This window comes from Nocardia africana NBRC 100379, from assembly GCF_001612635.1.
GTDB classification, from domain to species: domain Bacteria; phylum Actinomycetota; class Actinomycetes; order Mycobacteriales; family Mycobacteriaceae; genus Nocardia; species Nocardia africana.
Genome location: NZ_BDAV01000011.1, coordinates 81,150 through 93,427 on the forward strand (window position 1 = coordinate 81,150; position 12,278 = coordinate 93,427).

The 12,278-nt window shown below is 69.8% G+C and carries 15 protein-coding genes; 11 read left to right on the top strand and 4 right to left on the bottom strand.

Annotation, left to right across the window (positions count from 1 at the left end; translation table 11 throughout):
* Positions 1 to 34 precede the first annotated feature (34 nt).
* The 5 genes from NA3_RS19425 to NA3_RS19445 all read left to right on the top strand — a co-directional run bounded on the left by NA3_RS19425 (position 35) and on the right by NA3_RS19445 (position 3,723).
* Positions 35 to 493, top strand: a complete 459-nt coding sequence (locus NA3_RS19425) for a PaaI family thioesterase (RefSeq protein ID WP_218021852.1) — start codon at positions 35 to 37, stop codon at positions 491 to 493.
* Positions 494 to 587: 94 nt separating this feature from the next.
* Positions 588 to 890, top strand: a complete 303-nt coding sequence (locus NA3_RS19430) for an urease subunit gamma (protein ID WP_062965058.1) — start codon at positions 588 to 590, stop codon at positions 888 to 890.
* A 9-nt stretch (positions 891 to 899) separates the two neighbouring features.
* Positions 900 to 1,286 carry an urease subunit beta gene (locus NA3_RS19435; protein ID WP_062965059.1) on the top strand — a complete coding sequence of 129 codons (387 nt, stop codon included), beginning with the start codon at positions 900 to 902 and terminating at the stop codon, positions 1,284 to 1,286.
* Positions 1,286 to 3,007 carry an urease subunit alpha gene (locus tag NA3_RS19440; RefSeq protein ID WP_062965060.1) on the top strand — a complete coding sequence of 574 codons (1,722 nt, stop codon included), beginning with the start codon at positions 1,286 to 1,288 and terminating at the stop codon, positions 3,005 to 3,007. The genes NA3_RS19435 and NA3_RS19440 overlap by 1 nt, the downstream gene beginning before the upstream one ends.
* A gap of 56 nt (positions 3,008 to 3,063) precedes the next feature.
* Positions 3,064 to 3,723 carry an O-methyltransferase gene (locus NA3_RS19445; protein ID WP_062965354.1) on the top strand — a complete coding sequence of 220 codons (660 nt, stop codon included), beginning with the start codon at positions 3,064 to 3,066 and terminating at the stop codon, positions 3,721 to 3,723.
* Here the strand turns inward: NA3_RS19445 and NA3_RS19450 are convergent.
* Positions 3,713 to 4,306 (bottom strand): PadR family transcriptional regulator, encoded by a 594-nt coding sequence (locus NA3_RS19450; RefSeq protein WP_062965061.1) that lies wholly within the window; start codon positions 4,304 to 4,306, stop codon positions 3,713 to 3,715. The two genes, NA3_RS19445 and NA3_RS19450, sit on opposite strands and share 11 nt — an antisense overlap.
* An 84-nt stretch (positions 4,307 to 4,390) precedes the next feature.
* On the opposite strand from NA3_RS19450, the gene NA3_RS19455 reads away from it, so the two are divergent.
* Entirely contained in the window at positions 4,391 to 4,795 is a 405-nt protein-coding gene (locus tag NA3_RS19455) for a nuclear transport factor 2 family protein (protein WP_218021853.1), read from the top strand.
* Between the two features lie 7 nt (positions 4,796 to 4,802).
* Here NA3_RS19455 and NA3_RS19460 read toward each other — a convergent pair whose 3' ends face one another.
* Entirely contained in the window at positions 4,803 to 5,519 is a 717-nt protein-coding gene (locus tag NA3_RS19460; RefSeq protein ID WP_084491687.1) for a TetR/AcrR family transcriptional regulator, read from the bottom strand.
* A gap of 84 nt (positions 5,520 to 5,603) precedes the next feature.
* On the opposite strand from NA3_RS19460, the gene NA3_RS19465 reads away from it, so the two are divergent.
* Together NA3_RS19465 and NA3_RS19470 are read left to right on the top strand one after the other, a co-directional pair.
* Positions 5,604 to 7,130, top strand: a complete 1,527-nt coding sequence (locus tag NA3_RS19465; RefSeq protein WP_062965063.1) for an MFS transporter — start codon at positions 5,604 to 5,606, stop codon at positions 7,128 to 7,130.
* Positions 7,131 to 7,187: 57 nt separating this feature from the next.
* Positions 7,188 to 8,054, top strand: a complete 867-nt coding sequence (locus tag NA3_RS19470; RefSeq protein ID WP_227995257.1) for an SDR family NAD(P)-dependent oxidoreductase — start codon at positions 7,188 to 7,190, stop codon at positions 8,052 to 8,054.
* 19 nt (positions 8,055 to 8,073) lie between these two features.
* Here the strand turns inward: NA3_RS19470 and NA3_RS19475 are convergent, their stop codons facing one another.
* Both NA3_RS19475 and NA3_RS19480 read right to left on the bottom strand, forming a co-directional pair.
* Complete coding sequence (locus tag NA3_RS19475; RefSeq protein ID WP_062965064.1) at positions 8,074 to 8,901, bottom strand: alpha/beta fold hydrolase; 828 nt, start codon at positions 8,899 to 8,901, stop codon at positions 8,074 to 8,076.
* A 137-nt stretch (positions 8,902 to 9,038) separates the two neighbouring features.
* Positions 9,039 to 10,013, bottom strand: coding sequence for a zinc-binding dehydrogenase (locus NA3_RS19480; protein WP_062965065.1), 975 nt, complete (start codon positions 10,011 to 10,013; stop codon positions 9,039 to 9,041).
* 161 nt (positions 10,014 to 10,174) lie between these two features.
* On the opposite strand from NA3_RS19480, the gene NA3_RS19485 reads away from it, so the two are divergent.
* The 3 genes from NA3_RS19485 (at position 10,175) to NA3_RS19495 (ending at position 12,269) form a co-directional block, all read left to right on the top strand.
* The gene (locus NA3_RS19485) at positions 10,175 to 10,807 is read left to right on the top strand and encodes an urease accessory protein UreF (protein WP_062965066.1); all 633 of its coding nucleotides are present in this window, start codon (positions 10,175 to 10,177) and stop codon (positions 10,805 to 10,807) included.
* Positions 10,808 to 10,876: 69 nt separating this feature from the next.
* On the top strand, positions 10,877 to 11,590 hold the full coding sequence (gene ureG / locus NA3_RS19490; RefSeq protein WP_062965067.1) for an urease accessory protein UreG: 714 nt from the start codon (positions 10,877 to 10,879) through the stop codon (positions 11,588 to 11,590).
* Positions 11,580 to 12,269, top strand: coding sequence for an urease accessory protein UreD (locus NA3_RS19495; protein ID WP_062965068.1), 690 nt, complete (start codon positions 11,580 to 11,582; stop codon positions 12,267 to 12,269). The genes ureG and NA3_RS19495 overlap by 11 nt, the downstream gene beginning before the upstream one ends.
* Positions 12,270 to 12,278: the final 9 nt, after the last annotated feature.

Sequence of the window (12,278 nt, forward strand, 5' to 3'; positions counted from 1 at the left end):
CCGGGCGGTACTCGGGTGGTGTAAGTGTTTTTCCATGACACAGCACGACCGATTCGAGGCTCGCTCCCTGGCGGATGTCACGCCCGAGCAGATGACCCGCTACAGCGAGGGGACTTTCACCGACCTCATCGGTCTGAAGTACACCGAGGTCGGACCCGACCGTGTGGTCGGGGAGTGGGTGGTCTCGCCGCAGCTGCATCAGCCCGCGGGCATCGTCAACGGCGGGGTGTACTGCACCATCATCGAGACCCTGGCCAGCGTCGGCGGTGGTGTCTGGTTCGGTGACCGCGGACATGTGGTGGGCGTCAACAACAACACCGACTTCCTGCGCGCGGTCCGCGAGGGCAGCCTGCGCGGCGTGGCCACCCCGATTCATCAGGGCCGCTCCCAGCAGCTGTGGCAGGTGCAGATCACCGACGAGCAGGACCGGCTGGTCGCTCGCGGGCAGGTGCGGCTGCAGAATCTCACCGCGGACGGCGCGGCGAAGGCCTGACGCCGGCGAGCGGAGCGCCCGTCCCGGCGAGCGCACCCGGTACGGCCGTGCCAAGATATCGAGCACCGTACGCCCGAACAGCCGAGGAGTCGATGTGCGCCTGTCACCGCACGAGCAGGAACGGCTGATGCTCAGCTACGCGGCCGAACTGGCGCGCCGGCGGCGGGCTCGCGGGCTGAAGCTCAACCATCCGGAGGCGGTCGCGATCATCACCGACCACGTCCTCGAGGGCGCCCGCGACGGCCGCACCGTCGCCGAGCTGATGTCCTCGGGCCGCACCGTGCTCACCCGCGACGACGTCATGGCGGGTGTTGCGGAGATGATCCCCGACGTGCAGGTCGAGGCCACCTTTCCCGACGGCACGAAACTGGTGACCGTGCATCACCCGATCGGCTGAGGGGCACCGATGAGCGCGATATCGGCCGAGGGCGGCTCCGGCCCGGTGCCAGGGGAGTATCTGCTCGCCCCCGGCTCGATCGAGATCAATGCCGGCGCCGACCGGATCGACCTCGAGGTGGTCAATACCGGCGACCGGCCGGTGCAGGTGGGCAGTCATGTGCACTTCCCGCAGGCCAACACAGCCCTCGACTTCGATCGGGTCGCGGCACACGGGCGCCGCCTCGACATTCCGGCCGGTACCGCCGTGCGTTTCGAACCCGGCCTGGCGCAACGCGTTTCGCTGGTGCCGCTGGGTGGCAGCCGCGAGGTGTACGGGATCGGCCCGGACGCGCCGGGACCGCTCGGACCGGTGGCGAACCGGGCCGGCGACACAGACGGAAGGCCGGTCGACTGATGGCGGAACTGTCCCGCGCTCGCTACGCCACGCTGTTCGGCCCCACCGTCGGGGATCGAATTCGCCTAGCGGACACCGATCTTCTGATCGAGATCACCGAAGATCGCTGCGGCGGACCCGGACTGGCCGGGGACGAGGCCGTGTTCGGCGGCGGCAAGGTCCTGCGCGAATCGATGGGCCAGGCCCGCGCCACCCGGGTCGAGGGCACCCCGGACACCGTGATCACCGGCGCGGTGATCGTGGACTACTGGGGAATCGTCAAGGCCGACATCGGCATTCGCGACGGCCGCATCTGCGCGATCGGCAAGGCCGGCAATCCGGAGACCATGGACGGCGTGCATCCGGATCTGGTGGTAGGCCCGTCGACGGAGATCATCGCCGGAAACGGCCGCATCCTCACCGCCGGTGCGATCGACTGCCACGTGCACTTCATCTGCCCGCAGTTGCTCGACGAGGCGCTCGGCGGCGGGATCACCACCCTCATCGGCGGCGGGACCGGCCCGGCCGAGGGCTCCAAGGCCACCACGGTCACGCCCGGCGCCTGGCATCTGGGCCGCATGCTCGAGGCCACCGACGGCTGGCCGGTCAACATCCTGCTGCTGGGCAAGGGCAATACCGTGCGTCCCGAGGCGATGTGGGAGCAACTGCGCGGCGGCGCGGGCGGATTCAAGCTGCACGAGGACTGGGGGACCACCCCGGCGGCGATCGACGCCTGCCTGCGGGTGGCCGATGCCGCCGGCGTCCAGGTCGCGCTGCATTCCGATACGCTCAACGAGGCCGGATTCGTCGAGGACACCCTCGCCGCGATCGCCGGGCGGGCCATCCACTCGTATCACACCGAGGGCGCCGGCGGCGGGCACGCGCCGGATATCATCACCGTCGCCTCGCACCCGAATGTGATGCCCAGTTCCACCAATCCGACTCGCCCGCATACGGTCAACACCCTCGACGAACATCTGGACATGCTGATGGTGTGCCACCATCTCAATCCGGCCGTGCCCGAGGATCTCGCCTTCGCCGAGAGCAGGATCCGGCCCTCGACCATCGCCGCCGAGGATCTGCTGCACGATCTGGGCGCGATCTCGATGATCGGCTCGGATTCGCAGGCGATGGGCCGCATCGGGGAGGTGGTGATGCGGACCTGGCAGACCGCGCACATGATGAAACGCCGCCGCGGCGCGCTACCCGGCGACGGGGCCGCCGACAACCATCGGGTGCGCCGCTATATCGCGAAATACACGATCTGCCCGGCGGTGACGCACGGACTGGACCACGAGATCGGGTCGGTGGAGGTCGGCAAACTGGCCGATCTGGTGCTGTGGGAGCCGGCCTTCTTCGGCGTGCGCCCGCACGCGGTGCTCAAGGGCGGTGCGATCGCATGGGCGGCGATGGGCGATGCCAACGCCTCGATACCGACACCGCAACCGGTCCTGCCGCGGCCGATGTTCGGCGCCGCACCCGTGGTCGCGGCGGGCACGTCGCTGCATTTCGTCTCCCCGCAGGCCGTCGAGGACGGGCTGGCCGAGCGGCTGCGGGTGCGGCGGAAGCTGGTGCCGGTGGCCGATGTACGCCGCCGGACCAAGAGCGATCTGCCGCTCAACGACGCGATGCCGCGTATCGAGGTGGAACCCGACACCTTCACCGTGCGCATCGACGGTGAGGTGTGGGACCAGCAGCCCGCCACCGAGTTGCCGATGGCGCAGCGCTACTTCCTGTTCTGAGTCCCGTGGACGGTGCGGCGCTGCGCCTGTGCGGTCGCGGTGGCACACTGGCCGATATGACGAATGCCGGATGGGGCGAGGTCGACCGCTACGTCGTGGACACCTTGATCGGCGATGCCGATTCCGATGTGGCGCAGGCGAATTCCGACGCGGGCCTGCCGCCCATCGACGTCTCACCGGCGCAGGGCAAATTCCTGTATCTGCTCGCGTTGTCGGCCGGGGCGCGGCGGCTCGAGATCGGCACGCTCGGCGGGTTCAGCACGCTGTGGCTGGCGCGTGCGGTGGGCCCGCAGGGGCGCGTCGTGACGTTGGAATACGATCCGCACCAGGCCGAGGTGGCCCGCGCCAACCTCGACCGCAAGGGTGTGGGGGAGCGGGTGGAGATCCGGGTGGGCGCCGCGCTGGACACCCTGCCCGGAGTCGCCGAAGACCACGGCGAGCCCTTCGACTTGGTCTTCATCGACGCCGACAAGGTCAACAACGCCAACTACGTGCAGTGGGCGCTGCGGCTGACCCGCCCCGGTTCGGTGATCATCGTCGACAATGTCGTGCGCCGCGGCGCCCTGGCCGACGGCGATCCCGGCGATCCCGCGGTCCGTGGGGCGCGGGAAGCGCTGCGCCTGCTCGCCGACGAGCCGCGGCTCGAGGCCACCGTGCTGCAGACCGTGGGCAGCAAAGGCTGGGACGGATTCGCCTACGCCGTCGTCACCGGCTGACCGGTTCCGAATCGCCGCGCCCGATCCGGTCGGGATGGTCGGCGAGTTCGGTCCAGAAGTCGACGTACGCCTGTTCGTGGCCGATGCCGAGTTCCAGGATGCGGGAACGGGATTGGGCGCGCACGGTATCGGCCGGGTCGATCTCGGCGTGCATGGCGCGGTAGCGGTCGAGCCAGCGGCGGTGCTCGGCCGCCTGGCGGCGCGCGAGGGCGACGACATCCTCCGGTGCGCCGAGGTCGGCGAAGAACAATTTCACCTGCGCCGGATCACGCGTTTCCGGCGGCGGACACTGCGGATCGGCTAGCCACGCGCGTAACGCCTCGCGTCCGGCGTCGGTGAGCTGGAATACCCGTCGCCGGCGGCCGGTCTCCTCGGCGTCCTCGTGCAGCAGGCCACGCTCGGCCAGCCGGGCCGGAATGCGGTAGAGCTGCGCATGCGGCACCGGCCAGAAGTAGTCGACGCTCTCCTCCATGCGCGCTTTGAGTTCGTAGGGCGTGAGCGGGCCGTGCCGGGCGATGAGCCCGAGCACTATATGGTCCTGCGCTCCCAGATCCGGCATGGTCGTCAGCTTTCGGTTCGGCATGTCTCGGTTCGGTACGTCGGTTGACACGGTCTCACTGAGACTATAGCTTCATATCCGTCATACCGTATCAATGAGACTATTGGAGTGAGCGTGCGCGCGTACGGGATCGAACTGTTCGACCGATGGACGGCGATGTGGAACGGGGAGCTGGAACTCGCGAGCCGAATCATGGCTCCGCACTTCATCCTTCGGTACGCCCAGCCGGGCGCGGAGGTCTACGACACCATCCACGACCCGGAGACCTTCGCGCGGCAGATCGCGGCCTTCCGCGCGGACGCGCCCGGGCAGCGATTCGAAACCCAGGGCGAGGCGGTCGTCGAGATCGACGACCGCCGAACCGGGATCGTGGCGCGGCCCTACGGTTCGCGCCGACCGGTCGCCGACGGTGAGATCGCGGTGAGCGGCACCGATATCCTCCGCGTCGAGGACGGGCTGATCGTGGAGGTGTGGTCGGTCTCGGGCGGAACGCAGGGCCGGTCGTACTACTGACCGCGAGTCAGCCGTGGCGTGCGGCGAAACCGTCGCACAGCGCCGACAGGCCCGAATGCAACTGCCGCACCGGATCGAGCAGATCGCCGAGCCCGGTTCCTTCGAGGGGCGCCAGCGCGGGCGGGCTCGGCCAGCGCGGGGTGCCCTCCAGAAGTGCTGTCAGCCCGGAGGATTCGTCGTGCTCGTCCTCGCGGGCGGCCAGAATGGTGGCGCTGACCTGCTGCAGGGCGATGCCGGCGATATAACTCCAGACCTCGAGCGCCATCGCGGTGGCCTCGCGGCGATCGTCGGTCAGCTCGAGGAAACCTTCGGTCAGCCAGCCCAGGCATGCCAGGCTGTGCGGGCCGAAGTTGTAGCGCGGCACCGCGAAGGTGAACAGCACCCACGGGTGCAGCCGGTAGAGTTGCCAGTCGATATCGGCGGCCGCGCGTACCCGGTCACGCCAGGTCCAGCCCGCTTCCGGCGCGGGGTAGGGGTAGCGGCGCGCGACCTCGTCGGTCATCTCGGCCAGCAGCGCGTCCTTGTTCGGGACGTGCCGATACAACGACATCGCGCCCACGCCCATCCGCTCGGCGATGCGGCGCATGGACAATCCGTCGATGCCGTCCGCGTCCGCCAGCGCGATGGCGGTGTCGACGATCGCCGCTCGCGTCAGCCGCTCGGGCTGGGACCGGCCCCCGGAGCCCGAAGGTGCAGATGAGGGTGGGTGGGAAGGTTTCGGCATCGAAACTCGCTTTCCTTTCTGCGGCCGGATGCGTACGCTGTACCCCGGTCGCGTACATCGTACGCACGAGATGAAGGATAGGTGATGGTCGGCATTGAGACCTCGGCGGCGGGCCGCACCGCGCCGAGCGCAACCCCCCGGCGGGCGTGGCTGGGTCTGGCGGTGTTGATTCTTCCGGTGCTGCTGGTGTCGATGGACATGTCGGTGCTGTATCTGGCGATGCCGACACTGACCGAGCATCTGGACCCCTCGGCAGAACAGCAGCTGTGGATTCTCGACATCTACGGATTCATGATCGCCGGACTGCTGATCACCATGGGCAATCTCGGTGACCGCATCGGGCGACGCAACATATTGCTCGCCGGCGCAACGGTTTTCGGCATCGCCTCCCTGCTGGCGGCCTTCGCGCCCAGCGCCGACGTGCTGATCGCGGCGCGCGCGCTGATGGGTGTCGGCGGTGCGACGCTGCTGCCGTCGAGCCTGGCGCTGATCTCGAGTCTGTTTCCCGACGCGCGGGCCCGCGGCACCGCCATCGGCATCTGGACGGCGTTCTTCGCGGGTGGTTCGGCGGTGGGGCCGGTGATCGGCGGCTTGCTGCTGCACAAGTTCTGGTGGGGCTCGATCTTCCTGATCAATACGCCGGTGCTACTGGTGCTGCTGGCGCTGGGACCGCTGCTGCTGCCCGAACACCGCTCCGCCGGTCGCGGGCCGCTGGACCCGGTGAGTGTGATCATGTCCATCGGCGGCATCCTGCCGCTGGTGTACGCGGTGAAGCGGGCCGCGGCCGAGGGCGTCGACGCGGTCTCGGTGGTGCTCGGACTCGCCGGTGTCGCTGTCTTGGTGGCATTCGTGCGACGCCAGCGCACCCTGGCCGAACCGCTGCTGGATCTGAGCCTGTTCCGGCGCGGCCTGTTCCGGGTGGCGATCGGATCGTCCACGGTGGGCATGATGTCGCTGGCCGGCATGAGCTATCTGACCAGCATGTATCTGCAGTCGGTGGCCGGGCGCGACGTCCTGGGCGCGGCGCTGCTGGGTATTCCGGCGGCGATCGCGGTGTTCGTGTGCTCGATGGGCGGTGCGCGGGTGGCGCGCCGGCTCGGGACCCGCGGCTCGTTCGTGCTGGCGCTGAGCGCGGCCGCGGTCGGCAATCTGCTGCTGCTCGGTATCGGCGTCGACGGCGGAATCGGCTGGTACATCGCGGGTTCCACGATCGCGGGCCTCGGCTACGGCATCGTGTTCACCCTGGTGTCGGAGGTCGCGGTGTCCTCCGTTCCCGCCGAGCGGGCGGGATCGGCGGTCGGCATCTCCGAAACGAGTTTCGAACTGGGTAACGCACTGGGATTGTCGCTGCTCGGTTCGCTGGCGGCGCTGGTGTTCCGATCCGGTGGCGAATTCGCCGACACGCTCGGCGAGACGCTCGTGCGCCATCGCGGCGATGCGGCCGTGATCCATGCCGCGCAGAGCTCGTTCGTCACCGGGATGCACACCGCGCTGGTGGTCGGTGCGGGCCTGCTGATCATGATGGCGGTGACCGCCGCGGCGACCTCGGGTCGCCGGCGCCGGCGCGCGAACGCGGTGGATGCCGCGTCCGCGGCGGCGGGAACGCGCTGACCGCTCGCGCAGGCAATTCCGGCCCGCCGGCGGAGGCGGCCCAATACAGTTTCGGCTGTGAGAGATGCCGTTTCACCGGGCCGCCCGCTGGCCGAGCGGGTCGCGACGCGCTTGTTGTATCCCACGTCGCGGCCCCAGGACACGGCGCTGCGCGAGGCCGTCTCGGGCCGGGTGGTGCTGGTGACCGGTGCCTCGCACGGCATCGGGAAGGTCACCGCCACCAAATTCGCCGCCGCCGGAGCCGTCGTGGTCATGGTCGCGCGCTCGGCGGCGGAACTGGAGGCCGCGGCCGACGACATCACCACCAATGGCGGCATCGCGCACACCTACAGCATCGACCTGACCGATATGGAAGCGGTCGACGACTTGGCCCGCGACATCCTCGTCACGCATGGCCGGGTGGATGTGGTGATCAACAACGCGGGCCGCTCGATTCGGCGCTCGATCGACCAGTCCTACGATCGTTTCCACGATTTCACCCGGACCATCGATATCAACTATCTCGGCCCGGTGCGATTACTGCTGGCCCTGCTGCCGGCGATGCGAGAGCGCGGTCGCGGGCATATCGTCAACATCTCCACCTGGGGGTTGCGCATGCCGCCGGCACCGCGATGGGCCGCCTACGGGGCGTCGAAGGCGGCATTCGACCAGTGGTTGCGCACGGTGGCGACCGAGGTGGCCGCCGACGGCGTGACCACCACCTCGATCTACATGCCGCTGGTGCACACCCGCATGAGCGCGCCCACCGATTTCGGTTCCATGCCGGGTCTGACCGCCGCGGAGGCCGCGGATCTGGTGTGTCACGCCGTGGTCGCGAAACCGGTGGAGATCTCCCCGTGGTGGAGCGGTCCGCTGCAGGCGTGGACGGATCTGACCCGCGGCCCGATGCAGCGGTTGATGGCCCGCAGCTTCCGGGCGAAATGACCCGGCGGCGACGTCGGGGTCAGCCTTGCAGGAACGCCAGGAGGTCGGCGTTGAAACGCTCCTTGTCGCCGGGGACCAGGGCGATCCCGTGTGAACCGCCCTCGTAGACGGTGAGGGTCGCGTCCGGGATGATCTTCGCCGCCTTGCGGGCGGTGGCGTCGATCGGCACGATCTGATCGTCGTCGCCGTGCACGATGAGCGTCGGCACGTCGAACTTCTCCAGGTCGCCGGTGAAATCGGTATATCCGAAGGCGTCGACACAGCGCACCCCGGCCTCGATCGACTCGTGCATCGCCATGAACCAGAACGCGTCGCGGTTGCCCTGGGTGGCCTTGGTGCCCGGCCGGTTGGCGCTGAAGAAGCCCTCGGAGGTGTCGCGCCAGAACTGCGAGCGTTCGGTCAGAATGCCCTTCTCGAGCTGATCGAACACCTCGTCGGGCACGCCTTCCGGATTGCTCTCGGTGCGCGCCATCAGTGGTGGGATAGCCGACAGCAACACCGCCGAGCGCACCCGCCCGGTGCCGTGGCGGCCGATGTAGCGAGCCAGTTCGCCACCGCCCATGGAGTGCGCCACGAGCGTGACATCGCGGAGGTCGAGCCGGGTGAGCAGATCGTTCAGGTCGTCGGCGAAGGTGTCGAAGTCGTATCCGCTCCACGGCTGTGCCGAGCGCCCGTGCCCGCGGCGATCGTGCGCGATACCGCGAAAACCGTTGTCCGCGACGTGTTTCAGCTGATCGTCCCAGGCGTCGGCGTTGAGCGGCCAGCCGTGGATGAAGACCACGGGGCGGCCCGAACCCCAATCCTTGTAGTAGATGTCGACCTCGTCACGCGTCGTACACACAGGCATGGACGAACCTCCTCTGCGTGCGCCCGCCGGCCTCGGTCGCGGGCCGTGAGAACGAGACGCGATCTCCAGCGTAGGAGTTGCGACCGAGGCGAGCGGCTACGAATCGGTGACGGAAGCAAACGATCAGCTATCGGCCGTTACGGTTCGAGAACGACCTTGCCGACGGTTGCGCGGTCCTCGAGGGCCCGGTGCGCGGCCGCGGCATCCGCGAGGGCGAACCGGTGTACCGCCGGGCGCAACCGCCCGGATCCGGCCGCGGCGAGGGCGCGCGTCTCCAGGGCCGCGAGGCCGCCGCCGCGTTCGAGCATTGCCGGGCCGAGCACCGAGCGCGAGGTGATGCCGCGGGCGGCGAGGTCGTCGGGATCGAATTCCAGCGGCGTATCGCTCCAGCCGAAGACGAGATGGGCGCCGCCGGGTGCGAGCAGTTCGACCGCCGCACGCCCCGCCGCGCCGCCGACTCCGTCGAAGACCCAGTGCGCCGGCCGTTCGCCGAAGCGGGCGCGGACGGTGTCCGGCCAGCCGGGGTCGGTGTAGTCGAGGGCGAGGTCGGCGCCGTTGGCGGCCACCGTGGCGACCTTGGCCGGACCGCCGGCCAGTCCGACGACGGTGAGCCCGGCGGCCCGCAGATACTGCACGAGCAGCGTGCCGATCCCGCCCGCCGCGGCCGGCACCACCGCGAGCTGTCCCGCCTCGACGTCGGCGAATCCGAGAATGCCGAGGGTGGTTCGCCCGGTGCCGATCATCGCCACCGCCGCAGCGGGATCCAGTGCGTCCGGAATCCGGTGCAGCCGTTGGGCATCCGCGACCGCCACGGCGGCGTAGCCGCCCGGCGCCGCGCCCAGATGGGTGACGACCCGAGCGCCCAGCAGATCCGCGTCGACATCGGAGCCCACCGCATCCACGACGCCCGCGACCTCCCGGCCCGGGATCGTCGGCAACTGCGGCAGCGGGTAGGGCCCCGGCAGGCCCCTGCGCAACTGCGTGTCGACCAAGTGGATTCCCGCCGCCGCCACGGCGATTCGAACCTGTCCCGCGTCCGCCACCGGATCGGGGACGGTCTCGTAGCGCAGGTTCTCGGCCGGGCCGAATTCGTGCAGTCGTATCGCTTTCATGCGCTCAGCCTGCAACCTCCACTATTGTTGAGGTCAAGTGCGGGCCGAGACGTCCGGTCCCGCGTCAGTGGGCAGCGGTGAGCGCCGCGGCGGACTTCGCGGCCGCCGGCTGACCGCGCGGTTCTAGGATCGGAGATCGTGCCCGGCCGCAGGAGATGCCCATGAGCCTCGCGATGGTGATGTCGCTCGCCGATTCGCGGCTGCCCATCGGCGGGCATGTGCATTCGGGCGGTGTCGAGGAGGCGGTCACCTCCGGGCTCGTGCGCGACCTCGACACGGTGGCGGCCTATCTGCGGCGCCGGATCCGCACCACGGGCGTGGTCGCGGCCTCGCTGTCGGCGGCCGTCTGCGCGGGAACCCTGAGCCCCTCGGCGGCCGAGGCGGAGGCCGACGCCTGCACCCCGGCACCGGCAGCTCGCACGGCCTCGCGGGCGCAGGGGCGCGGACTGCTCCGGCTCGCGAAACAGGTCTGGCCGCACCATGATTGGTCGAGCGTGGGCGTGCGGCCGCATCTGTCCACGGTCTTCGGCGTCGTGGGCGCGGCCGCGGCGGTGCGACCGGTGGAGATCGCCGGGGTCGTGGTCTATACGACGATGACCGGTGCCGCGACCGCGGCGCAGCGATTGCTCGCACTCGATCCGGCCGCCGTCGCGGCGATCACGCTGGAGTTGGCTGCGCTGTGCGACGAGACCGCCCGCGCGGCCACGAACGGCCTCGCGGCCCTGTCCGATCCGCTCGGTGACGTGCTCGCTCAGCGCCACCTCGACCGCGAGATGCCGCTGTTCGCGTCGTAGCTCGGTAACACCGGGTTCACATGAATCGGCCACGATGATCGTCGAGAGTCGACGCCCGAAGGAGAGCCCATGCCGCCGCATCTGATCGATGGCGAACCGCACGATCACGCTCACGACCGGCCCAAGCGGGTGCGGACGCCGGGGGAGCCGGTGCGTATCGGGATCGGTGGGCCGGTCGGATCCGGGAAGACGGCGCTGGTCGCGGCGCTGTGCCGGCAGCTGCGGGCGGAACTGTCGCTGGCGGTGCTGACAAACGACATCTACACCACCGAGGACGCCGACTTCCTGCGCCGGCACGCGGTCCTGCCCGACGAACGGATCAGCGCGGTGCAGACCGGTGGCTGTCCGCATACCGCGATCCGCGACGACATCACCGCCAATCTCGACGCCATCGACGATCTGATCGAGGCCAATCCGCCGCTGGATCTGATTCTGGTCGAATCCGGCGGCGACAACCTCACCGCGACCTTCTCCGCGGGCCTGATCGATGCGCAGATCTTCGTCGTCGACGTGGCCGGCGGCGACAAGGTGCCGCGCAAAGGCGGTCCGGGCGTCACGTTCTCGGATCTGCTGGTGATCAACAAGACCGACCTGGCGCCGATGGTCGGCGCCGACCTCGAGGTGATGCGGCGCGATTCCGGGGCGGTGCGCGCGGGCCGCCCGTTCGTCTTCAGTTCGCTGACCGAGGATCCGGCCGCGACACCGGTGCTGGCGTGGGTGCGCGATCAGCTGCGCGCGGCGGCGGCCGCCGATGCCGCCGGGGAAAGCGCTGTTGCGCACTGAGATTCGCATCGTCGCGCGCGCCGGGGCCCGGCCTCGCTCGGCGGCCACCGGCGCGCTGGCGGTCCGCTCGACCGGACCGGAGACGGTGCATCTGATCGGTGCGGCGGCCACGCCGCTCGGCGGGGACGAACTCGATATCCACATCGTGGTCGAGCCCGGTGCGCGCCTGGTGGTGCGCTCGGTGGCGGCGACGATCGTGCTTCCCGGCCGCACCACCCCGACGTCGACGGCATCGTGGACCTTCGATATCGGCGCGGGCGGTGAACTGGACTTCGACCCGGAACCGACGGTCGTCGCCGGGGGAGCCGAGCATCGGGCGGTCACCACCGTGCGGCTGGCCTCCGATGCCCGCATCCGCATCCGCGAACGCGTCCAGATCGGCCGCACGGGCGAGGATCACGGCCGCTGGCGCGGCGACCTGGTCGCCGACACCTCCGGCCTGCCGCTGCTGCGGCATCGCCTCGAACTCGGCGCCGGCACCGCCGCCGACGACCTGCTGTCGGCTCCCCGCGCGCTGTCCAGCGAGCTGCGATACCCCGACGACAGCCCCGCCTCGACCATCGGTGTCGCCGCTGCGGCGCTTCCGCTGGCCGCAGGTGGCTCGCTGTCGACGTGGACGGGTGCGCGACTGTCCGAAACACCCGCGGAATTCCGCCCTCGAGCCGCCGCAGTGGGGTGAAACTTGGCA

What these genes read in the sequence shown, in the direction of transcription:
- NA3_RS19475 (WP_062965064.1), bottom strand. Translation starts at nt 8,901, where the DNA reads ATGCCTGTGTGTACGACGCGTGACGAGGTCGACATCTACTACAAGGAT.
- NA3_RS19480 (WP_062965065.1), bottom strand. Translation starts at nt 10,013, where the DNA reads ATGAAAGCGATACGACTGCACGAATTCGGCCCGGCCGAGAACCTGCGC.
- NA3_RS19445 (WP_062965354.1), top strand. Translation starts at nt 3,064, where the DNA reads ATGACGAATGCCGGATGGGGCGAGGTCGACCGCTACGTCGTGGACACC.
- NA3_RS19440 (WP_062965060.1), top strand. Translation starts at nt 1,286, where the DNA reads ATGGCGGAACTGTCCCGCGCTCGCTACGCCACGCTGTTCGGCCCCACC.
- NA3_RS19485 (WP_062965066.1), top strand. Translation starts at nt 10,175, where the DNA reads ATGAGCCTCGCGATGGTGATGTCGCTCGCCGATTCGCGGCTGCCCATC.
- NA3_RS19425 (WP_218021852.1), top strand. Translation starts at nt 35, where the DNA reads ATGACACAGCACGACCGATTCGAGGCTCGCTCCCTGGCGGATGTCACG.
- NA3_RS19450 (WP_062965061.1), bottom strand. Translation starts at nt 4,306, where the DNA reads ATGCCGAACCGAAAGCTGACGACCATGCCGGATCTGGGAGCGCAGGAC.
- NA3_RS19435 (WP_062965059.1), top strand. Translation starts at nt 900, where the DNA reads ATGAGCGCGATATCGGCCGAGGGCGGCTCCGGCCCGGTGCCAGGGGAG.
- NA3_RS19460 (WP_084491687.1), bottom strand. Translation starts at nt 5,519, where the DNA reads ATGCCGAAACCTTCCCACCCACCCTCATCTGCACCTTCGGGCTCCGGG.
- NA3_RS19465 (WP_062965063.1), top strand. Translation starts at nt 5,604, where the DNA reads ATGGTCGGCATTGAGACCTCGGCGGCGGGCCGCACCGCGCCGAGCGCA.
- ureG (WP_062965067.1), top strand. Translation starts at nt 10,877, where the DNA reads ATGCCGCCGCATCTGATCGATGGCGAACCGCACGATCACGCTCACGAC.